General features: G+C 68.5%; 19 protein-coding genes and 4 pseudogenes. 15 read left to right on the top strand and 8 right to left on the bottom strand.

Annotation, left to right across the window (positions count from 1 at the left end):
- Positions 1–130 precede the first annotated feature (130 nt).
- A pseudogene (locus LMU33_RS10825) lies at positions 131–747 on the bottom strand (TauD/TfdA dioxygenase family protein); the annotation flags it as partial.
- 573 nt (positions 748–1,320) lie between these two features.
- Between LMU33_RS10825 and LMU33_RS10820 the strand changes: the two are divergent.
- The 4 genes from LMU33_RS10820 to LMU33_RS10810 all read left to right on the top strand — a co-directional run bounded on the left by LMU33_RS10820 (position 1,321) and on the right by LMU33_RS10810 (position 4,939).
- Positions 1,321–2,142 carry a class I SAM-dependent methyltransferase gene (locus LMU33_RS10820; RefSeq protein WP_228619517.1) on the top strand — a complete coding sequence of 274 codons (822 nt, stop codon included), beginning with the start codon at positions 1,321–1,323 and terminating at the stop codon, positions 2,140–2,142.
- A gap of 283 nt (positions 2,143–2,425) precedes the next feature.
- Positions 2,426–3,610 (top strand): ROK family protein, encoded by a 1,185-nt coding sequence (locus LMU33_RS10815; RefSeq protein ID WP_228619515.1) that lies wholly within the window; start codon positions 2,426–2,428, stop codon positions 3,608–3,610.
- A gap of 76 nt (positions 3,611–3,686) precedes the next feature.
- The gene (locus LMU33_RS41370; RefSeq protein ID WP_283844113.1) at positions 3,687–3,821 is read left to right on the top strand and encodes a hypothetical protein; all 135 of its coding nucleotides are present in this window, start codon (positions 3,687–3,689) and stop codon (positions 3,819–3,821) included.
- Between the two features lie 167 nt (positions 3,822–3,988).
- On the top strand, positions 3,989–4,939 hold the full coding sequence (locus LMU33_RS10810) for a TauD/TfdA dioxygenase family protein (RefSeq protein ID WP_228619514.1): 951 nt from the start codon (positions 3,989–3,991) through the stop codon (positions 4,937–4,939).
- A 122-nt stretch (positions 4,940–5,061) separates the two neighbouring features.
- Here the strand turns inward: LMU33_RS10810 and LMU33_RS10805 are convergent.
- Positions 5,062–5,343, bottom strand: a pseudogene (locus LMU33_RS10805) (NAD(P)H-dependent oxidoreductase); the annotation flags it as partial.
- Positions 5,344–6,176: 833 nt separating this feature from the next.
- Between LMU33_RS10805 and LMU33_RS10795 the strand changes: the two are divergent.
- The 4 genes from LMU33_RS10795 to LMU33_RS10780 all read left to right on the top strand — a co-directional run bounded on the left by LMU33_RS10795 (position 6,177) and on the right by LMU33_RS10780 (position 12,852).
- Positions 6,177–6,710: a peptidase inhibitor family I36 protein gene (locus LMU33_RS10795; RefSeq protein WP_228619512.1), complete on the top strand. Its 534-nt coding sequence runs from the start codon at positions 6,177–6,179 to the stop codon at positions 6,708–6,710.
- A complete protein-coding gene (locus tag LMU33_RS10790; protein WP_228619510.1) occupies positions 6,710–7,660 on the top strand; it encodes a hypothetical protein in 951 nt (316 codons plus the stop codon). Before LMU33_RS10795 ends, LMU33_RS10790 begins: the two co-directional genes overlap by 1 nt.
- Positions 7,661–7,696: 36 nt before the next feature.
- Entirely contained in the window at positions 7,697–8,083 is a 387-nt protein-coding gene (locus LMU33_RS10785; RefSeq protein WP_228619509.1) for a hypothetical protein, read from the top strand.
- A 470-nt stretch (positions 8,084–8,553) separates the two neighbouring features.
- Positions 8,554–12,852, top strand: coding sequence for a golvesin C-terminal-like domain-containing protein (locus LMU33_RS10780; protein WP_228619507.1), 4,299 nt, complete (start codon positions 8,554–8,556; stop codon positions 12,850–12,852).
- Positions 12,853–12,910: 58 nt separating this feature from the next.
- On the opposite strand, the gene LMU33_RS10775 is transcribed toward LMU33_RS10780, so the two are convergent.
- Both LMU33_RS10775 and LMU33_RS10770 read right to left on the bottom strand, forming a co-directional pair.
- Positions 12,911–13,546 (bottom strand): SMI1/KNR4 family protein, encoded by a 636-nt coding sequence (locus LMU33_RS10775; RefSeq protein WP_228619505.1) that lies wholly within the window; start codon positions 13,544–13,546, stop codon positions 12,911–12,913.
- Positions 13,547–13,634: 88 nt separating this feature from the next.
- Positions 13,635–14,033 (bottom strand): annotated as a pseudogene (locus LMU33_RS10770) (IS701 family transposase); the annotation flags it as partial.
- A gap of 815 nt (positions 14,034–14,848) precedes the next feature.
- Here LMU33_RS10770 and LMU33_RS10765 point away from each other — a divergent pair.
- A complete protein-coding gene (locus LMU33_RS10765; RefSeq protein WP_228619504.1) occupies positions 14,849–16,534 on the top strand; it encodes a ribonuclease J in 1,686 nt (561 codons plus the stop codon).
- A 213-nt stretch (positions 16,535–16,747) separates the two neighbouring features.
- Here the strand turns inward: LMU33_RS10765 and LMU33_RS10760 are convergent, their stop codons facing one another.
- Entirely contained in the window at positions 16,748–17,236 is a 489-nt protein-coding gene (locus tag LMU33_RS10760; protein ID WP_228619502.1) for a GNAT family N-acetyltransferase, read from the bottom strand.
- Between the two features lie 636 nt (positions 17,237–17,872).
- On the opposite strand from LMU33_RS10760, the pseudogene LMU33_RS41640 reads away from it, so the two are divergent.
- Positions 17,873–18,046, top strand: a pseudogene (locus tag LMU33_RS41640) (hypothetical protein); the annotation flags it as partial.
- Positions 18,047–18,116: 70 nt separating this feature from the next.
- A complete protein-coding gene (locus LMU33_RS41140; RefSeq protein ID WP_308280770.1) occupies positions 18,117–18,386 on the top strand; it encodes a SpoIIE family protein phosphatase in 270 nt (89 codons plus the stop codon).
- Positions 18,387–18,453: 67 nt separating this feature from the next.
- Here LMU33_RS41140 and LMU33_RS10750 read toward each other — a convergent pair whose 3' ends face one another.
- A complete protein-coding gene (locus LMU33_RS10750) occupies positions 18,454–19,134 on the bottom strand; it encodes a hypothetical protein (protein ID WP_228619500.1) in 681 nt (226 codons plus the stop codon).
- A gap of 336 nt (positions 19,135–19,470) precedes the next feature.
- Between LMU33_RS10750 and LMU33_RS10745 the strand changes: the two genes are divergently transcribed.
- From LMU33_RS10745 to katG, 4 genes are all read left to right on the top strand, one after another.
- Complete coding sequence (locus tag LMU33_RS10745) at positions 19,471–19,731, top strand: hypothetical protein (protein ID WP_228619499.1); 261 nt, start codon at positions 19,471–19,473, stop codon at positions 19,729–19,731.
- A 72-nt stretch (positions 19,732–19,803) separates the two neighbouring features.
- The gene (locus LMU33_RS10740) at positions 19,804–20,112 is read left to right on the top strand and encodes a hypothetical protein (RefSeq protein WP_228619497.1); all 309 of its coding nucleotides are present in this window, start codon (positions 19,804–19,806) and stop codon (positions 20,110–20,112) included.
- 193 nt (positions 20,113–20,305) lie between these two features.
- Positions 20,306–20,968: a DUF5994 family protein gene (locus LMU33_RS10735; protein WP_228619495.1), complete on the top strand. Its 663-nt coding sequence runs from the start codon at positions 20,306–20,308 to the stop codon at positions 20,966–20,968.
- 244 nt (positions 20,969–21,212) lie between these two features.
- A complete protein-coding gene (gene katG / locus LMU33_RS10730) occupies positions 21,213–23,405 on the top strand; it encodes a catalase/peroxidase HPI (protein WP_228619493.1) in 2,193 nt (730 codons plus the stop codon).
- 362 nt (positions 23,406–23,767) lie between these two features.
- Here the strand turns inward: katG and LMU33_RS10725 are convergent, their stop codons facing one another.
- Positions 23,768–24,010 carry a DUF5302 domain-containing protein gene (locus tag LMU33_RS10725; protein WP_228619491.1) on the bottom strand — a complete coding sequence of 81 codons (243 nt, stop codon included), beginning with the start codon at positions 24,008–24,010 and terminating at the stop codon, positions 23,768–23,770.
- Positions 24,011–24,224: 214 nt separating this feature from the next.
- The gene (locus tag LMU33_RS10720; RefSeq protein ID WP_228619489.1) at positions 24,225–25,640 is read right to left on the bottom strand and encodes a DEAD/DEAH box helicase; all 1,416 of its coding nucleotides are present in this window, start codon (positions 25,638–25,640) and stop codon (positions 24,225–24,227) included.
- Positions 25,641–25,687 lie beyond the last annotated feature (47 nt).

Genomic DNA, 25,687 nt, shown 5'->3' with positions numbered 1-25,687 from the left:
CCGCGGTCACCGCGCTAACGCGCGGGTCAGTCGTGGAACTGGTTCGCCGGTACCGGGAACCCGTAGTGCTCGCGCAGGGTCGTGCCCTCGTACTCCTCGCGGAACAGCCCCCTGCGCGCAGGATGGGGGGTCCGGCGATCCGCTGGGCGAACCCTCCGATGAGCAGACCGCGTTCGCCGGTCAGCGGATGCACCCGCACGGACGAGTGCTCGGCCTCGTACGCGTCGAGACGAACACCCGGTCGTACTCCTGTCGCACCGCCGTCGTGGCGGAGGGACGGGCGTAGTCGTACTGGTCGGTGTGCACGACGCGCAAGGAGTCCGCGAGGGCGCGCAAGGGTTCGGGCAGGTCGCGGTAGGCGACGGCCGCGTTCGCGATGAGCGTCGCGCCGCCGTACGGCGGGACCGCGAGGGACCGGAGGGTGGTGACCTGCGGCGGGTTGACCACGAAGGTGACGTCCGTGTGCCACTCGTTGGCCTTGGACGTCTCGCTGTCGACGGCGAGCACGTTCCTCGTACCGTCGGCGGCCGGCACGTTCGGGTGAGCGGTGGTGAGTTCGCCGAACCATGCGGCCACGCGCTCCTGACCGGCGTTGTCGAGGTTCACCTGGTCGAACACGATGGCCTTGTGTTCGTTGAGGGCTTGACGGAGAGTCGTAAAGGTCGAGGGGTCGGCCGCTGCGGTGAGGTCGACGCCCTCGACGACCGCGCCGATACGGCTGGTCAGCTTGCGGATGGAGGGAGGCATGCGGATGTCCTTCCCGAGGAGGCAGGCGCACCACAGGGTGCTGAGGGGCGAAGAGCTGAGGTGAAGGGGCGACTCGCGGGGCCGGCCCACCAGGCATTCGGTGGTCGTCAGGACGCGATGCGGGAGGGACGGAACGACGGCGCCGAGGGCGTCTGATGCAGGTATGGCGACCCGTGGGCCGGTACCGCCCCAGCTGACTCACCGGCACGTCGCGTCACAGCTCTGAAGTCCGGCCGGCCGATCATCCGATCCTCGATGACGGTATCGGCCTGCTCGCACCGGAGAGCCGAGACGTGGGGAAGAACTGGAGAAGGAGACCTTCACAAGGTGGAGACGGAGGTCTGGCAGAGCACCGTATGCCGACGTGCCGGCTCAGCGACAACAGAACGCGCTGGAGACGTGCGCCAGATCGATGTGGCGCCGCCGAGTGAGGTCCGCGCGCTGGTTCACGGGACCGGAGTTCAGCAGAGGCCCGTCGCGCCGGTCAAGAACTTCCCGGACGGGTCTTGCATGGCGGACACGGACAGCCCTTGCGTGTCCGGGAGCCCAGCCGCCCTGTGCCATGGTGATCGCATGGCCAGTGAGATCAGGTTCGAGCCCGGCCTCTACCGAGGCACCGCCGAGTACTACGACCGGTTCCGCCTCCCCTACCCCGACACGATGATCGCCGATCTCGCACGCCGGGCAGCACCGTCTGGGCAGGGACGCCTGCTCGACCTGGCATGCGGCACCGGCCAGCTCACCTTCCCCCTGCGGAACCGATTCGCTGAAGTATGGTCCGCGGACGCCGAACCGGGCATGACCGAGGTGGTCCGCGCCAAAGCGAAAGCCTCCGGCGCAGCCCACATCAGGACGGTCACCATCGGCGCCGAGGACCTCCATGCCGAGCCGGGCGGCTTCGAGTTGATCGTCATCGGCAATGCCTTCCACCGGCTCCCCCGCGCCCTGGTCGCCCAGCGCGCCCACGGCTGGCTCAAGCCCGGCGGCTGCCTCGCACTGTGCTGGTCGACCAGCCCCTGGACAGGTCCTCGGGACTGGCAGCGGGCGCTCGACGGCCTGCTGCGCAGATGGCAGAACGCCCTCGACGCGTCCGGCCGCGTGCCCGCCGGCTGGGACCAGGCAAGGAAGCAGGACCCTGACCACGACGTCCTGTCCCGTGCCGGGTTCGAGCCCGCCGGACTCCACGAGTTCTCCGTCGAACACCACTGGACGATCCGTGAACTCGCCGGGTACATCCGCTCGACATCGTTCCTGCCGCCGCCGGTACTCGCGGAGCACGCCGCCGAGTTCGACGCCGACCTCGCCGCCGAACTCGGCTCCCATGCAGCCGACGACCGCCTCACCGAAACCGTCGGCTACGCCTACCGACTGGCCCGCAAGCCGGGTCTCACGTGACCGCCCCTCCGGGCCGCCCGCGAAGCGGGTGTACCGACGGTCCCTGACGGTCGGCACACCGGTGGCGGTCCGTGCGGGGCTGGCGGCGTCGAATTGTCACCCGGGGGCCGGACGCTCGCTTCGCAGAACCGCCATGCCCCCGTAACGCCGGCCCATTGACCAGTTCCGTGGTGCTTGTCAGCATCGGCCCATGACGACGGTGAACTGTCTCCACGGCCGGTAGCCCTCCGCGCAGAGGGCAAGGTATGCCGCCATGCGGCCGAATCCGGACAGAGGATCACCGATGCTGCCAACGCTCATCGCGATGCCGGGCCGACGTCCTGTCCCCGACCGGCCCGACAATGCGGCCGCCGTGCTGCGCGCCGTACTGCACCGGGGGCCGCTGGCTCGTACCGCGATCATTCGGGAGGCGGGGCTGAGTGGGGCTGCCGTTTCGCGGCACACGGCCGAACTCCTCGCGTTGGGACTGGTCTGGCAACCGCCGGAACACGAGCAGCGGCCCCGGCCCGGACGCCCCCGCATCCCGCTCGACATCGACACCTCCCACCACGTCGCGGCCGGCGTGCACATCGCCGTGCCACGGCTCACCTTCTCCCTCGCTGATCTACGCGGGCGCGTCATCGCTCGTGAGCGTGTGCCCAGGCAGTCTCACCCCGGCGCGGTGCTCCACGATGTCGCCGCACGGTTGCCGGGGTTCCTGCGCCGGTACGCGAAGGGGCGCTCCGTACTCGGACTCGGCGTGGTCACAGGCGGCTGGGTGGATGTGGACGCGGGAGTCCTCGTCGAAAACGCGGCCCTCGGCTGGCGCGACGTCCCGCTGCGGCGCGTGCTGCAGCCGGTGGTCCGGCTGCCTGTCCATGTGGAGAGCCACGCCCGGGCGTTGACCCACGCGGAACTGTTGTTCGGTACGGTGGGCAGTGGAGACCTGCTGCACCTCTTCGTGGGCAACGCCGTGGACGCGGCGATCGCCACGGGCGGCGCCCTGCTGCACGGTCGTCGATACGGCGCCGGCGGCGTAGCCCACCTGCCCGTTCCGGGGTCGACCACGCCGTGCCCGTGCGGTCGCACCGGCTGCCTCCAGGTCACCGTGGCCGATCGCACCATCGCCGAGCGCGCTGCCGCCGGTGGTGTCACCGCCCACGCCGACCTGCGCCTGCTGCTGCGGGCCGCGCGGGAGGGGGACGAACGCGCTGTGGAACTGTGCCGCTCCAGGCTCCGGATGGTCGCGCGCGCCGTACGGCCGATGCTGGACATGATCAGTCCGGACGTTCTGGTCCTGACCGAGGCCGTCACCCTCCATCTGCCCCAGCTGCTGCCCGAGTTGAGCAGCGAACTGGGTGGCGCCGGCGATCTGGTGCGGACCGGCTCCTTCGGCACCGACACGCTCGCGGTGGCTGCGACCGCGCCGGTGCTCGCCGCCGTCTACCAGGACCCGCTAGGACTGCGCACCTCCGGCAGCGCTCGGTGAGCGGAACAAGGCGGGGTTTCTTCCGTGCTGCCACAAACCATTGTCCGCACGGTCGCGCGGGCCGCAGACTCCTTCCATGGACGCGCAGCACGAGGCCACGATCCGGGCAGCCGCAGACCGGCACCCCGTGAACGCCTTCAGCGCGCACCACTTCGCCGGACTGGGCTGTTGCACCCGCCGAGCGGCATTTCGCCACGGCGCGTCCTCGTGACCGCGCCGCGGCGCTGACAGGCACAGCGTTCTTCCTTCACACCCTGCGCGGCAGCGCCAGGCCGGTCTCTTCCACGCGTACGAGCAAGGGACCGGCGCGGGGACGCCACCCCTGCCCTGACGTCGCCGTGGTCCCACCCCGACATGGCCCGAAAGGACACCGTCCGCATGAGCACGCTCTCCGTCCGCCCCGTCGCCGGTCACATCGGCGCCGACATCGACGGCATCGACCTCGCCCAGCCGCTGTCCACCGACACCGTCGAAACGATCAAGCACGCCCTCTACCGCTACAAGGTCGTCTTCTTCCGTGGGCAGCGGCTCGACCATGCCTCCCAGATCACCTTCGCCCGCCACTTCGGTGAGCTCACCTACGCCCACCCGCACGACGACGCCCCGCCGGAGGACCACCCGGAGATCTTCACCATCGACCCGCGCCGCTTCGAGCAGCGCTACGGCAAGGACTTCCGTGACGAGTACCGAAAGCGCCAGTACAGCTATGTCGATGGCTGGCACACCGACGTCACCGCCGCCGTGAACCCGCCCGCCGGCTCCATCCTGCGCGCCGAGACCGTCCCGCAGGTCGGCGGGGACACGCAGTGGACCAACCTCGTTGCCGCGTATGAGGGCTTGTCCGCCCCCGTCCGCGCCTTCGTCGACACACTTCGTGCCGAACACCGCTACGGCGGAAGCAGGCGGGTGGACGGCGACAGCGAGTACGCCCGCCGCATCAACGACAACCTGCTGGTGGCGATCCACCCCGTGGTACGGGTGCACCCGGGGACCGGGGAGCGTGCGCTGTTCGTCAATCCCGGCTTCACCAGCCACATCGTCGACGTCACCGCGGGCGAGAGCAAGCGTATCCTCGACCTGCTGTACGCCGAGATCACTCGCCCCGAGTACACGGTGCGCTTCCGCTGGGAGCCGGGACACGTCGCCTTCTGGGACAACCGTGCCACCGCCCACCTCGCTCCACGCGATCTGGACCACCTGGACGTCGAACGGCGTCTGCACCGGGTGACTCTGATCGGCGACATACCCGTCGGACCGGACGGACGCGAGTCCGAACTGGTCGCCGGACGCCCTTTCACCGCCGACCACCGTGTCGCCGTGGCCTCCTGACATCGCCGAACGACGCAGCAGCCGCCGCCGTGCCCGGCCAGCTCCGCCACACGGCGGCCGGCTCATGCTCACGGAAGCTCACGCCTTTCGCTCATCGTCGTCGGCAGTCACGATCAGGCTGCTCATCCGGCGGCCGCCAGCAGCGCCGTACGACTGCCGAGGGCTTCGGAGAACTGGTCGACGACCTGTTCGAGGGCCTCGGCCGGACCCGGTGCAACGGTCAGCGTGCCGTCCTCGCCCACCGCGATGTCCTTGTCCAGCGTGAACCAGCCCTGGACGATGTGCCCGGCGCCCATGGAACTGAGCACCGGGCGCAGGGCGTAGTCGGTCGCCAGAACGTGCGCCGTGGTTCCGCCGGTTGCCAGCGGAAGGACGGTCTTGCCGGCCAGACCGTACTGGGGCAGTGGAGCGCCCGGTTTCTCACCGAGCCCTCCCGCGCCGGTCGACTCGAGCGCCAGTACGCGGCGGAGCAGTGGTGCTGGGGTGGTGGTTTGGCCCGTCAGGAATCCCCTCCGACGTTGGCCAGGGCTCGCGGCGGCCATGTGCTCCACGGTCGGCGGAGCTACTCCACCGGAGTCCTGGTCGCCGACCGCCTCGCCGTACGGGCCGTGCGGGCCGACACCATGTCTTCGACTCGAAGACCTTGAGAAAACTCGCGCGTTACTGTGACCAGCCTTCTCACCTGCACATTTCTGCGCCAGCGAGCTGTCGTCAAGCCGCCGGCCAGAGGCATGCGCGAGGAACCGACCCGGAGAGGCAGCCCCGCCACTGGCGCAACCTCACCGTACTCGCGAGCCTTCTGGCCGTCCTGCTCGCCGATCCGGGGGCGACAACGACCAGCGGTTCCGCGTCTGGAGGTTGTGGATCCCGTACCTCGCCACCCACCTTCCGTCGGATGTTGGGGAGGAAGGGCTGAATCCGGCCACCCCTGGCAGCACCAGCGGTCCCCTCGAACCCCCTCCGGTTCACAGGAGTCACACAGGTACCTCCTGGGTTGCACACTTGATCACCGCATTCCGGATGGCTGTCGCTGCCGGAGTTGCTTTCACGCCGGGCCGACATAGCTCCTGCTCTCGCCCCTTGACCGGCATGAACATGCTGCGTGAGAGTGGCCGGGCCGTGGGCGAATGGACCAGACCAAACATCCGCCCGTCGGCTTGTCGTTGCGCGTCGGGGGTGCGCGTCCGTGTGCTGATCCGCCTCCCGGACGCGTTCGCTCCAAACAGGGGGAAGCTCTTTGCGTTTTGCCAGATCCGCCGCCGCTACAGCTGCCACCGCCGCAGCCCTGGCCGCCGGCGTTCTCACCGCAGTACCCGCCTACGCCGGGACCTCATACGTGCACAACGACTGCACGTCCAGTGACAGGGGCCATCCGAACCACTGTTTCCGGATTCACTTCAACTCGCGGTCGGAGACCACGACTCAGTCGGACAGCGCATGCTTCGCGACCCGCCGTGACCGCTCCAGTGAGTTCGGGTACACGGTGAACGGGGGCGCGGTCGTCGTCCGGTTCGTCTTCGAGGACTTTCCCTCCGACGCGTACGGCGGGATGCCTTACCCGTGCGGTCACAGCAAGGGGGACGGCGACGGGCAGGGCGTGGAAAACAATGCCGCGTCCGCGTGGAACCAGGACCCCTATGCCGCGTACTCGGTGTATTCCGAAGGCGGCTACAGCGGGGAGAACCAGTGGTATCCCAAGGCCGACGGCTACGCCCGGAACCTGGGCTCCGGTATCAAGAACCACAACGGTTCTCACAAGAGGTATGCCTGATGCGACAGACCCGATCCCTCGTGCTCGCCGCCACCGGCGCGGTCCTCGCCTTCACGGCGGCCTGCAGCGCCAACTCGGCCACCGACAAGAGTGCTGGAAGTCAGCAGAAGATGAAGACGGTGGCGATGCAGCTGCCGGACGCGAAGGTCCGCGCCAGCTGGCCCAAGCAGGACGTGGCCTCCGGACTGGCCAAAGGCATGCGGCTTCCGCTGGAGAAGTACATGCTCGGCTATCCCGACATGGTGGACATCGAGAACGCCAAGGACGTCGTCAAGTCGGCGTGTATGAAACGACTCGGGTTCTCCTACACGCCCAAATTGATGGGCACGCAGCCGGCGGCCTCCTACAACGAGATGAATATGGAACGTCGCTACGGCATCACCGACCCCGCGAAGGCCGCAGCCCACGGGTTCGCGGTGGCCCAGGACACCGGCGGGCCGAGCCAGGCGGACCAGGACGCCGAACTCGCGCGGGAGGACCAGGAGTCCTCGGCCGAAGGCTGGGACAAGGCGATGAACGAGACGTGCATCCCCGAGGCCAACCAGAAAGTGGGCGTGCTGCTTCCCACCGACACTGCCGGAGACCTCGCCGGGCAGGCCCTCAAGGCCACCCGCTCCCAGCCCGTGGTGCAGCGCGCCCTCGCGTCCTGGTCCTCCTGCATGGCAGACCACGGACACCAGGTGAAGAGCCTGGACGACGCCGAGGGCCGGTTCGCCCAGCCCGGCAGGACCGGGGTCCAGCCTGAGAAGGCAGAAGTATCGATGGCCACCGACGACGTCGCCTGCAAGAGCACCGCCGGGCTGGTGTCCACCTGGTACACGGCGGAAACCGCCTACCAGAACAAGCAGATCACGTCGCACGAACAGCAGCTGGAGGCTGCGAAGACCCGCGACGCCCGGCTGCTCAAGAAGGCACGTGCCGTCCTGGCAAGCGTCAGCACGGCACGCTGAGCCGTCCTGCCGTCAGATATCAGAGGAGACATGGTGGTGGCCAGGAGAACTGTCGTTGGCTGGATCGTGGCTGCCGCCGTCGTCTTCGGGGCAGCAGCCTGGCTCGCGCACCGCATGAATGCCGGCACCCAGCCGGACACCGGCTCGCCGGAGTCGGTGAAGATCACGGACTCCGGCGTCCGGTACGAGCACGGCAAGCAGGTGTTCAGCGCCGACTACGCAATCCACAACGACGAGGGGCACGCGGTCACTTACACGGTGGTGTTCGACTTCGAGAACGGGACCACCCAGACCGTGACCAGGCGTATCGGGCCCGGCGTGTCCGTGCAGGGAACGATCAGCACCCCGTTCGAGAAGCCGCGTCCCTCGGCCGATGGCACACCCTCCGAGGTACGCGTCGCCAACGTCAGCACCTCAGAGTGATCCACAACCCGCGCACCGTTCTCGCCAAGGCCGGCAACCAGCAATAGGGCCCGTTGTCGGCTCCCTGAGTCGACCGCCTTGCCCCGTCCGGGGCAAGGCGGTTTCTGTAACCGGCCCGGAAACCTCCAGCTACCGCCCTGTGATTCGCCCTTGCGCGCCCATGGTCCAGTCAAAACGTGCCCGCAGACCAGGGCACGGGACATCCCATCACACGAGAAATTCGGGGAACTTCTTTGAGATCCAGAAGACGATCATCCATACCTTTGGCCGTCCTTGCGGCGTGTACGGCGCTGACGGGCGGCCTGCTGCAAGCCGTCCCGGCCACGGCGGCCCCTACCTCTCCAGGCGGTCACAGCCCTGCCACAAGCCCCGCTCCGTCGCCGTCGCCGTCGCCTGCAGGACGGGTGGCCGATCCGGACCAGAGCCTGGGTGAGGGGTGGAAGACATCCACGGACCGGGTGGTCACTGGCGTGGCTGACGCCACATCGTTCAAGATTCTTGTCGCGGAAGAAGCCGACGCGTACCAGTGGAAGACTGCCGCGGCCTTGTCCGAGCCGGGCATGCCGGCGGATTCGTGGATCGGCAACACGTGCGTGATGGACCGCGACCATGTGGCTGCTGTGTACGCGCCCCGGTCGTTCACGAACAAACCGGACCTGATGCAGGGCGGTGCGTTCACGGCGATCATCGACACCAGCACCGGTGACGTGACGAAGCTGCCGTTCACCGGGACACTCGCCTACTTCGACCCCTCCTGCAACCCGCAGACCCACACGGCCGCGTTCACCGCCTTCCGTGACATGAACGAGCCGTCCGCCACTCGGACCCGTGTCATGACCGTCGACACCGCCGGTAAAACGCTGAGCGCGTCGGCCACCAAGGGGGAAGTCACCAGCGCCGTACCCGTCAAGGACGGTGTGATCGGCGCACTCAGCCGCCATCTGATCCACCTCGACCACAAGGGCAAGGTCAAGGACCTGCTCACAGCCGGTGGCGTCCCGTTCGACATCCAACCCGTCAACAGCGGTGACGTCGCCTTCGTCGAGCGCAACGGCGCCAAGCGCGCCCGCGCCCGGGTGTGGAGCGCGAAGGGCAAGACCTCCGTCATCGCCAGTGGCAAGCTCGGTGACCTCGACCTGACACGAGGCGGCTCCTCCAGCGTGTTCCTCGTCGGGCATCCCACGGGTGCCACGCACACCTCAGGCAGCGGCATCACCCGGCTCAACGCCCCGGTGAACACAGACGTCTCCAGCCTGGGCCGGCTCGCCGTCAACCCTGTTCTCGCACCGGGGCTACGTGCGGGCATCGACCGGATCAAGGATGCCGGCAAGGGCTTCACACGGACCGAGCCCGCTTCACAGCACACGTCGCCAGCTCCAGGCATGGTGAAAACCGCCACGTCCCTGACGGTGACCTCCACCGCCACAAGCACCGGCACCAGGCTCAGCCAGCAGGTCACCCTCACGCCACCCATGGCCGAAGCCCAGTTGTCTCCCGCCCTCGCCTCGGCCTCCAAGGCCCGCGCCGCAGCCGGCATCGGCTCAGGCAAGCAACCGCAATCGGCACGGGTCACCGCGGTGACGTCGATCGTGTCGCACGACCCCACCGACCCCGACCGCTGGTGCTCCGTCTCTCGCAACGACGTCAAGGCTCAGGCGTTGCAGCCCACTCCCAACCAGGTGGAGTGGGCTGTCGACATGGCGGTACGCGGTGACCTGCACGCCGGCTACCTCAACCAGGGCGGCTACCGCAACCAGGCCGGCCTCGGCACCATCGACCCGCAGGGCCTGTTCCCGCCGCCCACCCTGACCGGCGCGAGCAACGCGCGCATCCCCGTCAACGTGATGCTCGGCATCATGGCCCAGGAGTCCAACCTGTGGCAGGCCGAATCCGGCTCCATCCCCGGCCAGATGGGCAGCCCCCTGGCAGCGGTCGACGGCTACTACGGGCATCAGATCGATCCGGGCAATCCGGACTCGTACTGGAACATCAACTGGGACAAATCAGACTGCGGCTACGGCGTGGGCCAGGTCACCGACGGCATGCGCCTCAAGGGCCATGAGAAGCCGGGCGAAACCAGCCTGTCCCCAGCCCTGCAGAAACTCGTCGCCATCGACTACGCGACGAACATCGCCGCCTCCATGAAGATCCTCGCCGACAAGTGGAACGAGGTCCACAAGGCCGGCCAGACGATCACCGTCAACAACGACGACCCCTCCTACGTGGAGAACTGGTTCACCGCGGTCTGGAACTACAACCTCGGCTTCAACCCGCCCTCCCAGGCATCGCAGCACGGCGGGCACTGGGGCCTCGGCTGGTACAACAACCCGGCCAACCCCATCTACGCCAAGGGGTGGGGTCATCCGTTCATGAACACCGACGTGGACGGCACCGACGCCAACCACGACGCCGCACACCCACAGGACTGGCCGTACGAGGTGAAGGTGATGGGCTGGGCCGCCTGGTCCATCGACACCGGCTACTCCTACGCCACCTCCGGCCGCCAGGACTGGCCCGGCGAGTCCGGCTTTTCCTCTGCCGGCTTCCGCCCCGCCTACTGGAACGGAGCGGACCTGCCCGTCGAGATCAAAGGCAGCGCGCGCTACAACCGGGCACACGTCACGCCGGACCTCGACGTGTTCTGCAACTCCAAGAACAACTGCGACCCCAACACGCCGCCGAACTGCGGCACCGAGGAGTGCTACGCACAGTACTGGTGGAACCAGCCCAACGCGACGTGGAAGACCGACTGCGCCTCCACCTGCGGCCACGAGAACATCAAGTACCAGTCGCTGGTGTCGGAACCGGGACGCGGCTACCGCCTGAAGAACGGCACACCGGTGTGCTCCGGAGCACCCAGCGGCGCACAAGTGGTGGCCTCGGTGCCCAACGGCACCGACACCTACAGCGACTGCGGTCCCGTCACCTCGTCCGGCAGCTTCCAGTTCACGTTCTACGCCGACACCATGGGCACGCACTTCAACGCGAAAGCCGACCTGCACCAGGTCGGCGGCGGCTACGGCGGCCACTTCTGGTACGCCCACGAACGCGACACCAATCACCTCGGCGGCGACGGCGGCAGCATGACCATCGACGGTGACTGGAAGCTAAACAAGCCCATGGACAAGACACAGGCCATGGTCTACGTACACGTGCCGGATACCGGAGCGCAGACCACTCAGGCCGTGTATGAAGTTGTGACGGCCTTCGGAACCAGGAAAGTCACCGTCGACCAGTCCGCCAACGCGTCCAACAAATGGGTGTCTCTTGGCGCCTTCCGCTTCAACGATCGCATCCCCGAGGTCAGACTCTCCAATACCACCAGCAGCGGCAGCGCTGACAAGGACATCGCCTGGGGAGCGGTCGCCTTCGTGCCCGGCAACTTCGACGTGTCCGGCGGCCGGATGGCCGGTCTCGAACTTCCCGACCCCGACTACAACGCCCCCGACGTCGACTTCATCGACAACGACCAGCAGAAGCAGCCGGCGCCCACCGGTCTGGTTACTCCTTCTGCAGCCTCTTCACTCACGTCCAACAACCAGTGCGCCAAGGGCCTGAAGAACGGCCAGAGCCGCCAGTGCGTCACCTACGAGCCGCTCATCAAGCGCCCCTCCATGACGCGGACGGCCGGGACAGGTGCTCTGTCCACCACGCTCGTGCCGTGGTGCGCTCAGACCGGCTTGACCCAGACCTACACGATCGAACGCCGTGAAGGGTGCCTCGCCTTCACCACTCTCGTCCACTGGACCAAGAAAGACCCCGACGGCACCATCGAAACCGCGTCCGCCGCGTTCAACATATTCGTAGAGACGAAGACGCAGAACAAGGCAACCTTCACGGAACGCATGTCGATCGTGCCCGTGGACATGGACACCGATCTCGGCGCCGTCTCCCTGGACTACTGGCAGACCCCCTGCACCCCGAACTGCGACGCCACCTACACCACGAACTGGACCGACGCGACCTGGACAAGCCTGACCGACAAGCACTGGGCGTCCGCGACGAAGTCGAACACATGGACCACGCCGACCGCCGGCACCTCCGAGAAGTTCGACCGAGGCGTGTACCTGAGCTTCAAGGCAGACAGCCCCAAGTGGCAAGGTGTTGTTCCCGTCGACAAGCCAGAGATCTCGCTGTTCGACCAAATCCGCTGCGACAACTCGGTGACCGTCCCCAACTCCACCGGATGCATCTTCTACAAGCACATACCGACATACACCGTGAACGATCGGAAGTACCCGGCCGCTGCTGCGTACTACTGGCTGCTCCGCGAGGAACTGCCGTCACACCCGGGCAGCGAGGAACACAAAACGCCGCTCCACCGGGAGATCGACCAGCGCGTGCGGGACAAGAACAGAGGAGTGGTGTGCCCCAACTCCTGGAAGCCATACGACAAAGCAACTCCTGAGGCGACCACAAACAGCCCCGACGGCCGGCAATGCGATGAGTACCCCTTCGCGTCGACGAAGGAAAGCGGCGGTCAGTTCGTCGACAGCGGCGACAAGTGCATTCAGCTGTACGCCCAGAAGAGTGCCAGTGACGGCAAGTGGCGCCTGTACTACGACGACCGCCCGGGAGTCGCTGCGCCCACGTGGCAGGAAGTCTGCGGACGGGCATCGATGTCCGCGAAACAGAACGAGGGCGCGGGCCGCGACGTCGGCTCCTTCTACAAGAAGGCCCGCGTGGACGACAACGATCCCTTCTACATCAAGGCCCCGGACCTCGAGGGCTGCCGCCCCGATGAAGTCTGCGTGGTTCAGCCGCACTAGCTAGTTGGAACAAGGTGGCGGTCCGGAGTGGTTTCCTGCTCCGGACCGCCTCAGTGCTTCATGCCCACATCACCTGTGCATCATGACCTGCGCCGCTCACGCTTGGCGTCTGCGGCTCGGCATAGTCGGCAAGCCGCATGGGAACTTCCTCCGTGAGGGCTCCCAGAAGCTGCTGGAACATCTGATGAAGACTGTCCCAAACCTTCACCGGCGCGTCCGTGTCACCGGTCTGCAGGCCGTATAGCACGTTCCCGAACCCGTCTCCGGCACGGTGATCAACGATGAGCTTCCCGCCCGTGAGATCAGAGGCGATCGGAACCCACCGTACGTGGAACGAGTACCCATACACACCGTCGTAAATGTCACGTAGGTCAGGGTCTTCCGACTCGTTCGCATCGATCCACTCAGCGATGCCTTCCTCCATCCACCGCTGACCGTCACGCATTCCAGCCGAGGTGAGCAAGATGAAACCCCCAGGAAGGATGACCCCTGGGCCCGCATGGCTGGTGGCGGACGACCCGTCATGACGCCGCAACCACGTCACGAGATCGGGATGCAGGTCGAACCGTCGGTCAGTAATGGCGTCGATATCATCCTGCGTAGCCGGAGGATTCAACGCAGCATAATCCGCTGGAGCGTTAGCCCCCAGCCACGCATCGAGGTGGCCCAGTACGTCATCGAGTGAATCAGTCATGCGACGACCCTAACAACTGCCAATCCATCACACTCCAGGTTTAGTACTGCGACGGTGCTTGCTGTGACTGATGGCCAGGTCAGGGACATCAACTGCCGTATTTCGGCGAGGCTGAGGTGGCTGAGCCGGGAGGAGCCGTTTCTGCTTTCCCGGCATGCAGCTCGCGGGCTCGCAGCGCGGTCAGGCAGGCGTGGGCGGCCGTGGCCAGGGTCATGTGGCGGTGCCAGCCGGGATAGCGGCGGACTTGGTAGTCGTGAAGGCCGCATTCCTGTTTCGCGCTCTGGAAGCATTCCTCGATGGCCCATCGACTGCCCGCGATGCGGATCAGCTCGTCCAGGGTGGTCCCGGCGGGGCAGTACGCGATGTAGGAGGAGATCTCCTGCGGGCGGGCGACGCTGCGGCGGGCAATCACCCAGTGGCGGCGGTCTGTCCGGCGCCAGGGCCGCACCTCGACGCGTGCCCAGTCGCAGATCCGCAGGCCGTGAGCTTCTACTTCGACCTCGGTCTCAAACCGAAGGACGAACCCTTCTCCGAGTGCGCGGCCCGAACTCCTCGCGCCGGCCATGACATCGGACCGCTCGCGCGCCTACGAGCTCTTCCTCCACCTCATCCGTTCCGGGACCGCGCTGTGTCGTAGCCGGCCTCTTCTCGCTGCTTGGCAAGGGCATCCCAGAACCGAGCCACGCATCAAGCCTTCCGAGCAGGGCGATGGGCGGGGCAGCAGGCCCAGAACCGTGACGCCGCCTGGTCGGCAAGCCCCTATCGAGACCCACCCGGCCGGCCCGGTACCAGCAGCGCACCATCCCCGGCCGGCGGTCGACACAGCGTGAGCAAGACACCCCCGGTCACTGATCTCAAGAGTCGGACCCGCAGGACAGCACCTGCCGATTCTCCCCAGACCCAGAGCTCCCCGACCGGGCCCGCACAACATGCTCGATCCCAGCTCTGGAACACCCTGAAGTCGACTCGGGCCGACCACAAAGGACCGCGAAGGTCGACATCACGTTCGACCTCGATACTTCAGCGGCCGTGAGCGCATGCCCGGGCCGTCGGTCGCCCTGTTCCTTCTGTGTGATCACGGGCGGGGTGCTCAGCGCCCGCGCGACCCGCGAAGCCACCCCGGCACCCGCGGCGGTCGCTGTGGCTGCGGATGCCCTCCTGTCCTGGGGCCGGGGCAGCGGGCAGATGAGACGGTTGCCGACCTGAGCGCCGGTACGCTTCCGGCGTCGGGTCGTATCGAGCGCTCGTCGGATCACACAGGCAGTGGATCACCCTGTCCCGCTCTCCGGGTACCGTCAGGGTATGAGTCATCCACACCCCGAGTTGAAAGCCGCCCCGCCCCTTCCCGAAGGGGGGCTGCGGGTCGTCGCCCTGGGCGGCCTGGGTGAGATCGGCCGCAACATGACCGTCTTCGAGCACGCGGGCAAGCTGCTCATCGTCGACTGCGGCGTACTGTTCCCCGAGGAGACCCAGCCCGGTGTGGACGTGATCCTGCCGGACTTCACCTCGATCCGGGACCGGCTGGACGACATCGTGGCCGTGGTCCTCACCCACGGCCACGAGGACCACATCGGCGGCGTGCCGTACCTGCTGCGGGAGCGGTCCGACATTCCCGTCGTCGGCTCCAAGCTGACGCTGGCGTTCCTGGAGGCCAAGCTCAAGGAACACGGCATCCGGCCGCGCACGGTGCGGGTGCGGGAGGGCGACCGGCGTGGCTTCGGGCCCTTCGACTGCGAGTTCGTGGCGGTCAACCACTCCATCCCCGACAGCCTCGCGGTCGCGATCCGCACCCGGGCCGGGATGGTGCTGCACACCGGCGACTTCAAGATGGACCAGTTCCCTCTCGACGACCGCATCACCGATCTGCGCGCCTTCGCCCGCCTCGGCGAGGAGGGCGTGGACCTGTTCCTCACCGATTCCACCAACGCCGAAGTGCCCGGCTTCACCACCTCCGAGCGTGAGCTGAATCCGGCGATCGAGCAGGTGATGCGCACCGCGCCGCGCCGGGTCATCGTCTCCAGCTTCGCCAGCCACGTGCACCGCATCCAGCAGGTCCTGGACGCCGCTCACCAGCACGGCCGCAAGGTCGCCTTCGTCGGCCGGTCGATGGTCCGCAACATGGGCATCGCCCGTGACCTGGGCTATCTGAAGGTCCCCTCCGGTCTGGTCGTGAGCACGAAGGAGCTGGAGAAGCTCCCGGACCACAAGATCACTCTGGTGTGCACCGGCTCCCAGGGCGAACCGATGGCCGCGTTGTCACGGATGGCCAACCGCGACCACATGATCCGCATCGGCAAGGACGACACCGTCCTGCTCGCCAGCTCCCTCATCCCCGGCAACGAGAACGCCATCTACCGGGTGATCAACGGACTCACCCGGTGGGGCGCCCACGTGGTCCACAAGGGCAACGCCAAGGTGCACGTCTCCGGGCACGCCAGCGCCGGCGAACTCGTCTACTGCTACAACATCGTCAAACCCCGCAACGTCATGCCCGTGCACGGCGAATGGCGCCACCTGCGGGCCAACGGCGACCTCGCCATCCGCACCGGTGTCGACCCCGACCGGGTCGTCATCGCCGAGGACGGCGTCGTCGTCGACCTTGTCGACGGGCGCGCGTCCATCACCGGCAAGGTCCCCGCCGGCAACGTCTACGTGGACGGCATGGAAGTCGGCGGCGCCACCGAAGCGTCCCTCAAGGACCGCCTCACCCTCGCCGCCGAAGGCGTGGTCACGGTGGTGGCGATCGTCGACGCGGACACCGGCGCCCTCGCCGAGGCCCCCGACTTCCTGGCCCGGGGTTTCGTCCACGACGACACCACCTTCGAGCCGGTCATCCCCGTCATCGAGAAGACCCTGGCCACCGCAGCCGAGGAAGGCGTCGGGGACGCGCGCCAACTCGAACAACTCCTCGCCCGCGCCGTGGCGAACTGGGCGTTCCGCACCTATCGCCGCAAGCCCCTCATCATCCCCGTCATCATCGACGCCTGAGCCATGGCCCGGCAGGCACGGTCTCCGTTCCGGCCGGGCCCCGCCCGCGACGGACTCCCCGGGCGGTGCCGCCGCACGCCTCTTCCAGATCGTCGGCCTCGGGTGAGGGAGAGGCCGCCGACGCAGGCGATCCCCTCGCCAGGGCAGAGACGACGGCACACCCGGAGCGCGCCATGCAGGCGAAGCCGGTGCCCTGCGAGCCGGCACACCGCCTCATTCCGAAGGAATGCGAAACTCGAATTCGGGACGGTCCCACACGACCGCGGGCGGGTTCGCGAGGGTCGTCCCGATCCGTACGGCACCGACGCGGTGGTAGAAGTCCTCGGCGGGAGGGTGCGACACGACCCTGACACGGTCGAGCCCGGCGGCACGGGCCTCGGATTGCATGTGCGCGACGAGCTGTCGTCCAATACCCCGTCCTTGCGCTTCGTCGGCGACGAACAGCAGGTCGAGCTCCGGTGGGGCGAGGACGAGCGAGTAGAACCCGAGGACCCGGCCTCCATACTCGTCGGAGCCGACGGCTACGTAGGCGCGGTGGGCCTCGATGTAATCAGGACCGACCCGGTAGCCCGCGACTGCGGCTGCGTACTCGCCCTCGTAGGCGCCTGAGCCACGCACGAGCCGTGTGAGCCTTTTGGCATCCCGCGCGACGGCCCTCCGTATGGTGATCGGCTCACTGATCGGGGAGGTGAGTGAACTCATCGGGAGAGTATTCCGCACCCGGGGGGTGCCTTCGTTCGGAGGGGTCGGCTGCTCGGGCAGGCGTTCCTGCACCGCTCGCGGGAACGACTCGTCCAGGCCCGCCCTGCTCCTGTCCGGTACCGCGGCAGCGCGCTCGGACAGGGAGCCGGAGCACTCATCAAGGCGTTGCGCGAGCGGCGCCAGTCCGTCCGTGCCCTCGCCGGCCCGGCTCATTGAGCCGCAGCACCCGGTCAGCGGCTGCAGCGCACATTCGTGGCGTGTGGGTATGGCATATGGCCGCCGGTCAGGGGTGAAGGATCTCCAGGAAGCGACCGTGGGCCGACGTGACATGGGCGAGCGTAAGTGCCGTCGGCGCAGACAGGCCAGTGCGGTGGCGGGGCCCCTCCGGTGCCGATCAGAGCGGCTGGGGCCAGGGAGCGCGCCGCGAGCGTTCGGCTGGCCACCGCGACGGGCGGCGTCTTCGTGAGCCCGGCGTTCCAGTGCGAAGCCGAGTTCGGGCCCACCCTGTCTCCCACCGTTCCCCGGCAGGCACATCACAGCCGCCGCAGGCATGCGCCTGGAGACGAAGCGGTCGTCCGGGAGGTACACGGCGGCGGCCGGGTGGAGAGTAGCGTGGCAGCGAGGCGGCGAGTCGCGATGCCCTCGGCGGCAGTCACTCCCTCACCGCCATCGGCGGTCGGCGGCCTGCAGGCACCTACAGACCGTCTCGACGACGCCATGCACGCCATCACGACCGTGCCGATGGCCACCCTCGTCCTCGCCCGGCTGGAAGGCCGGGACACGGGGCCCTGGACGCTTCGCTGGACCAGTGCCGGGCACCCGCCTCCCCTGCTGCTGACCCCCCGGGGGGAACGCGCAGTACCTCGAAGCCGGGCAGGGACTGATTCTCGGAACCCACCTGGGCGTCGGCAGTCATCGTCCGAGTGCCGCTCGCGCCCTGCCGCCGGGGTCCACGCTCATGCTGTACACCGACGGCCTGATCGAGGCTCCGGGCAGCGACCTGGACAGCGGGCTCGGCCGACAGCGCAGCCATGCCCTCGCCCTCGCGCACGAACCGCTGCACACCCTGTGCGACCAGCTGTCCGCTCGGATGCCACCCGGCAGCACCGACGACATCGCCCTCCTCGCCCTGCGCCTGCCCGTGCGCTGACCGGGGCGGGCCGTGATCGATTGCCCGTGCGCTGACCGGGGCGGGCCGTGATCGGTGACGGCGCTGCTCATGCCCCCGCAGTCAGCACCAGCACGCGGCACGAGCCGGGCGGTCCGGCCGTGCGGGTGTCGTCTCCGGCGCTCCGCCACCCCCACGACATCAACGTCTCAACCATCCCGGCGTCCCGGGCTTCCACCAACGTGACTCCGAGCGCGGCGCCGTGGTCGGCGAGCAGTCGCCGCTGCAGGCGCCGGGCGAGGTTCCAGGCGCGGCCCTGGTTCTCCCGGCGCACGCGGGACGGGACGACGATCCCGGAGACGACGAAGAGCCGCCCGGGCGCGACACGGCGGAGCAGGCTCTCCCGAACGTCTCCGTCGAAGCCCGCCCACCACGGACCGGCGCCGCCCACGGGAAAGCCGTAGGCGCATCCGGTCAGGACCGTGGTCTCCGCGATCAGCAGCGAGAACCCCGGTCGTCGTGCGTCGGCCGCGAGGTGTCGCAGGAAGGCGGCACGCGCCTGGTTCCACGCCCAGGGGCCGCCGCCGGAGACCTCCGCGTACAGGTCACCCAGCTCCTGCAGGCGGTCCTCGACCTGGCCGCGCGTCAGCGGGCGGAGGCGTTCTCCCTCGTGGGGCGAGGATCCCTGCTCCCGCATCGGTCGGCCCGGCCTGCGCGTGTGCGACCTGCCCGGTGCCGGCCGGGGCGCGGGGAGGTTCGAGGTCGTCGGGAGGAGCATGTGCGCGCTCATGGGTCGAACCCTGCTCCGGGCACGGACCAGGGCCCACCCGGCGTCGCCGATCACCGAGAGCGGCACCGGTGCCGGAGCCGGTGCGCGGCATGCCCTCGGTGTCTCCACCGTACTCCCGGCCGGGTCCGCCACGGTGGCGCGGCGGCCGACGACTGCGACAGCCCGTTCCGGGAGAGCACCGGTCTTCCGCGAGGGGTCGGTCGTGGCACGCACGCTCCCTTGCCCGGCATACCCTTCAAAAAGGGGGTGGCCGTGGTGACGCGCCGCAGTCCGCACCGACGACGGTCGGGCAGCGACCTCAGTCGGGGTTGCACCCTCACCTGCCAGGAGGTCCGTATGAAGCACGAGCCCTTTCCCTCCGAAAGCCACGCCGAGGTCCGCATCGTGGCCGCGACGCCGGAGGTCGCCCGGCGCGTCGCCGAAGTGCTCCGGCACTGCTTCGCTTCGACCGAGCAGCGCAGCTATCCCGCGGGCCACGCAGGAGGGACCCGGCTCCACATCACCCTCGACACCGCTCAAGCGGCGGAACCCGCACAGTCCTGGCTCACGACCAGCACCTCGACAGAGCAGACACAGACACACGCCGACGAGGTGTGACCCGGATCCGAGCGGCCGAGGATCCGCCGTCGCCTCGTCCCCGCGCGGCCGTCAAACCGGAGAACGACAGCCATGACGAAACTCCGCGAACGCAAGAACAACCGGAAGGCGGTCCTGCGATCCCTGTACGGGGCCGTCGAGCGCAACCGCCCCGAGGTCAATGGATCGGCGCTGCGCGCCGAGCTGGCCCTGCCCGACGAGGACCTCTCCGCCGCCTGCGCCTATCTGACCGACGAGGGTCTGATCAGCGTGGACTGGACGTCACACCACACCCCCGCCACCGTCTCGCTGACGCACGAGGGTATCCGTCTGATGGAGGAACTGGAGGAGGAGGAAGAGGAGGAACAGGGGAAGCCGGAGGAGGTACAGCCGGACGACTGACCCGGCCCCTTCTCCTCGTCCAGAGGTAGCCTGCCCGAACCGAGAGTTTTTCGCGCAGCGCGACCGGCGGTCCCGTTCCCGGCGAGTGACGAAACGGGCAGTCGTCCCACGGCTCCCGGGACGGGACCGCATGATGGAACCCGGCGGAACACCGGCCGAAGGCGCGTCTTCGGCCGAGGCGCACACGTATCGCATGCCCACGCCTCGCCTGGCCCTCACCCCGGACGTCAGCCACGGCCCGTTGGACGGGGCCCGGTGGCCGCACTGCGATGCGCTGGAGCTCGAACTTCCCTCGCTCGTCGGCTCGTTGGGGCCGGACCCGGACACGACGGTTCGGGTCACCGTGGACCCCGCCGAATGGTCCGACGCCCCGCGCACCGTCATGCCACCCGGCCGGGTGATCGCCGTGGAGCCGGCCGGCCCCGGGGGCGAGGCGCACGTCATCTCCCTGGACTGCGGCTCCGTGGGACGCTGGGTGCTCCTGGTCGTCCCGCCGGATGAGCCGGCCGGAACAGCCGCCCGGCTGCTGGCCGCCGCGGCCGACCCCGAGAACCCGCTGACCGCCGCGAGCATGCTGGCCCTGGGGCGCCCACTGCCGGCACTGCCATCCCGGTCTGGGGCGCGCTGCTGCTGTTCTGGCCCGGCGCCGGCTCCACCCGTGCCGACGGCCCGAGCCCTGAACGGGTCCGTGCCGCCGGTCGGCGCCTGGGCCGGTTCCTGCGCGACGCCGCCGGCACCGGCCACGCCCTCGGTCCGGGGCCCGCACCCCGCACCCTGGTGCAGCCGCCCGCCCGCAAGCGGGGGCCGGCCGAGGCACTCGCCGCGGCCGGCCGGCGAGACGACCCCGAGGATGTGAATTCGGCACGGGAGCAGAAAGGCCGCCCTTTCTCTCACGTCTGTCATGCGGGGTGCTCTGCGTGTTTCATGGAGGTGTGGTCTGCGGTGCGCCACCATACGGACGCGACACAGCACATTTTCCAGCCGGTGGGCGCCATGGCGTGCTGATTGTGTGGGTCGACCTGCTCGACACCAGCAAAGCCAACGACGTCAAGAGCGGCAGCCGGCGGAAGGAACACACCGAGACAGGAAGAAGGACGGGCATGTCCCGCAGTGAAAGCGAGAATCCTGCAATCCCTTCGCCGACGCCCACACCGACTCGGCGGCCCAGGACGAATCGGGACTGGTGGCCGAATCAGCTGGACCTTCAGGTTCTCCACCAGCACTCGCCCGGCGCCAACCCGATGGACGAGGACTTCGACTACGCGAAAGAGTTCGGGACCCTCGACGTCGACGCGCTGAAGCGTGACGTCTTCGAGGTGATGACGACATCCCAGGACTGGTGGCCTGCCGACTACGGTCACTACGGGCCGCTCTTCATCCGGATGAGCTGGCATGCCGCGGGCACGTATCGCATCGCGGACGGCCGCGGCGGTGGCGGCAGCGGCGCACAGCGCTTCGCCCCCCTCAACAGCTGGCCGGACAACGCGAGCCTGGACAAGGCGCGCCGTCTGCTCTGGCCGGTCAAACAGAAGTACGGCCGGAAAATCTCCTGGGCCGATCTTCTGGTCTTCGCCGGAAACTGTGCCATGGAATCCATGGGGTTCAAGACGTTCGGCTTCGGTTTCGGGCGCGAGGACATCTGGGAACCCGAGGAGATCTTCTGGGGGCCCGAGGACACATGGCTCGGAGATGAGCGCTACAGCGGCGACAGGGAACTCACCGGTCCTTTCGCCGCCGTACAGATGGGACTGATCTACGTCAATCCGGAAGGGCCCAACGGAAACCCCGACCCGATGGCTGCCGCCCAGGACGTTCGGGAGACGTTCGGGCGCATGGCGATGAATGACGAGGAGACGGTCGCACTCATCGTCGGCGGCCACACCTTCGGCAAGTGTCACGGCGCGGTCGAAGCCAGTTATATCGGCCCGGAACCCGAGGCGGCCCCCATCGAGCAACAGGGCCTCGGCTGGCGGAACACGTACGACAGCGGCACGGGCCCCCACGCGCTCACCAGTGGTCTGGAGGGCGCATGGACCACCAAGCCCACCACGTGGGACAACGGGTACCTGGACAATCTCTACGGGTACGAGTGGGAGCTGACGAGCAGCCCCGCCGGCGCCCACCAGTGGACTCCCAAGGATCCCGCGGCCAGGAACACCGTGCCCGACGCCCATGATCCGTCGAAGCGGCACGCCCCCATGATGCTGACGACGGACCTCGCGCTGAAGGTGGACCCGGTCTACGGCCCGATCACGAAGAGGTTCCACGAGAACCCGGACGAACTCGCGGTGGCGTTCGCCAAGGCGTGGTACAAACTGCTGCACCGCGACATGGGACCCCGCTCCCGTTACCTCGGCCCGTGGATTCCCGAACCGCAGCTGTGGCAGGACCCCGTTCCCGATGTCGATCACGAACTGGTCGGGGACGAGGACATCGCCGCTCTCAAGGGCAGGATCCTCGCCTCGGGCCTTTCCGTCTCCCAGCTGGTCACCACCGCCTGGGCGTCGGCGGCGAGCTTCCGCGGCACCGACAAGCGCGGCGGGGCGAACGGAGCACGAATCCGGCTCGCGCCGCAGAAGGACTGGGAACTCAACAACCTCCCCGAGGTGACCGAGGTACTGCGCACGCTCGAACGGATCCAGCAGGACTTCAACCTCTCCCAGACCGGCGGAACGCGGGTCTCCCTCGCCGACCTGATCGTCCTCGGCGGGTGCGCGGCCGTCGAGCAGGCCGCGAGGAACGCCGGGTACGACGTCACGGTTCCGTTCGCACCGGGGCGTACGGACGCCTCGCAGGAGCAGACCGACGCGGCGTCGTTCGCTGTGCTGGAGCCCAAGGCGGACGCTTTCCGCAACTACCTTCCGGCGGGCGAGAAGCTGTCGCCGGAGACCCTCATGCTGGACCGCGCCAACCTGCTGACGCTGACCGCTCCCGAGATGACGGTGCTGATCGGCGGCATGCGGGCCCTGAACACCGGCTTCAGGGGATCCCCCCACGGTGTCTTCACCCACCGGCCGGAAACCTTGACCAACGACTTCTTCGTCAACCTGCTCGACATGGGCACGGAGTGGAAGGCGTCGGCCACGGACGAGAACGTGTTCGAAGGCCGGGATCGCGCCACCGGCGAGGTCAAGTGGACGGCCACCGCCGTCGACCTGATCTTCGGTGCGCACTCCCAGCTCCGAGCCGTCTCGGAGGTCTACGCGTCCCAGGATGCGAGAGAGAAGTTCGTACGTGACTTCGTGGCAGCGTGGAACAAGGTGATGAATCTCGACCGGTTCGACCTCGCCTGAACCCGACGTCCCGGTCCGCCCTCATCGGCCGCCCGGGACGTGGCGGAGCAGGGCACTCTGCGGTACTGAGCCAAGTGTCGGCGTGAGCGGGCCGGCTCCACGGGTGCAGGGTGCCCGAGTGCCCCCGTGTGACGGACTGTGCGACCAACCAGGCCGAGACCGTGTCCAGCCGTCCTGTCCGACCTGTGCCGACCGGCGCGTGTCGAGGCGGTGGAACAGTTCACGCATCACATCCGTCTCCTCCTGGCCGAAGCGACGGCGGGTGCCGGGAACCATCCGTGGACTCGTCCTGAGCGCCGAAGCCGGCCGCCTCGTCGCGCTCAGGGCGCTGGTGAAGCGGCCGGGTCCCGGAACTGATCGACTCAGCCGCCGCTCTTGCGCCTGAACGACCGCTGGCTCGCAGCCGGGCCGTGCGCCGCACGCACTTTCGACGCATTGGGGTTGGCGGCCGTATCGGCGGCGTCCGCCTGCACACCGCGCTTGCGCGCCAGGGCTTCGCGGAACTTGCGCTTGAGGTCGTAGTTGCCGTCGCTGTCCGGAGCCAGAGAGGACGTCTCCGGGGCAGCCGGCTCCGAACCTTCCGTAGGTACGGGCTCTGCGGTCATGGTGACCTCCTGGGTTCGGGGGTGGGCAAGCACAGCTTGTCATGCCGGGCGCAGTGCGGGGCGCCGGCAACATCATCCTGGTCCGTTTCGGCGGGTATGCCTCTCGCGGCCAAAGGCGTTCACTTCGTGGGTGAGGCCCGCAGGACGCGGCTTCGGGCCTGGCCAAGGGGTGTCGATCCCGTGGCCAGGACGTCCACTGCCGGGGCAACGCCTCTCAGCCGTTGCGGCGCACGAGGGCGGCCTTGCGGGCCTCGGCGAGCTTGCGGGCCTCGCCGGCCTTTCGTGACTTGCCGCCGGCGCCGCGGGAGGTGCCCTTGCTGGTGCCGAGGCCGCGGAAGGGAGCGTTGGTGTTCTTGGGCCGGGGGACGGCGGGCCCGCCGTCGAGCGGGGTCCCGGAGGGAGCCTTGGCACCGGTGATCCGGCTCAGCTCCGCCTCGCCCGAGCGCACCTTGGTGACGGTTGCCTCGATGCCGGCCCCGGCCAGCATGCGGCTCGTCTCGCGGCGCTGGGCCGCCAGCACGAGCGTGACCACGCTGCCGGACTCACCGGCGCGGGCGGTGCGGCCCGCCCGGTGCACATAGTCCTTTGGGTCGGTGGGCGGGTCGACGTTGACCACGAGATCGAGGTCGTCGACGTGCAGGCCACGGGCCGCGACATTGGTCGCCACCAGAACGGTGAGCTGGCCGTCCTTGAACTGCGCCAGGGTCCGTGTGCGCTGGGGCTGTGACTTGCCGCTGTGCAGCGCCCCGGCGTGCACCCCGCTGGCCCGCAGATGCCGGGTGAGCTGGTCGACGGCGTGCTTGGTGTCGAGGAACAGCAGTACGCGGCCGTCGCGGGCGGCGATCTCCGTGGTGACGGCGTAGCGGTCAGGGCCGTGGACGACCAGAACGTGGTGCTCCATCGTCGTGACCGTGCCCGCGGACGGGTCGACCGCGTGGACGACGGGGTCGTGGAGGTAGCGGCGGACCAGCTGGTCGACGTCGCGATCCAGCGTGGCCGAGAACAGCATCCGCTGACCGTCGGGGTGCACCTGGTCGAGGGCGTCGACAACCTGCGGCAGGAATCCCAAGTCGGACATCTGGTCGGCCTCGTCCAGCACGGTGATCCTCACCCGTCCCAGGCGGCAGGCGTTGCGCTCGATCAGGTCGTGCAGGCGTCCGGGGGTGGCGACGACCACCTCGGCTCCCTGGCGCAGCGCGGCGACCTGCCGGCCGATCGACATGCCGCCGACGACCGTGGCCATCCGCAGCCGCAGTGCCTCGGCGTACGGCGCCAGCGCCTGGGTGACCTGTTGGGCCAGCTCCCGGGTGGGCACAAGGATCAGAGCGAGGGGCTGCTTCGGTTCGGCGCGCCGCCCGGCCGTACGGGTCAGCAGCGGCAGGCCGAAGGCGAGCGTCTTGCCCGATCCGGTGCGCCCGCGCCCGAGGACGTCGCGCCCCTGCAGGGCATCGGGCAGTGTGGCGGCCTGGATCGGAAAGGGCTCGCGCACCCCCAGTCCGCTCAGTGTCCGAACCACCTCCACCGGCAGTTCCAGACCCGCGAAGGAGACGGCCGGGGGCAGCGCCGGGGTCGTGGCCTCGGGCTGGGCGGGACCGCCGTGAGCGATGCCGGAGTCATCGGGATGCTTCATGAACAACCTTCCGCAGGGGAACGTACCGAGGAAGGCCCGGCAGGAGT

This window comes from Streptomyces barringtoniae (assembly GCF_020819595.1).
Lineage (GTDB): Bacteria > Actinomycetota > Actinomycetes > Streptomycetales > Streptomycetaceae > Streptomyces > Streptomyces barringtoniae.
Note: the sequence above shows the minus strand (reverse complement) of the source record. Positions and strands in the feature narration are given on the sequence as shown.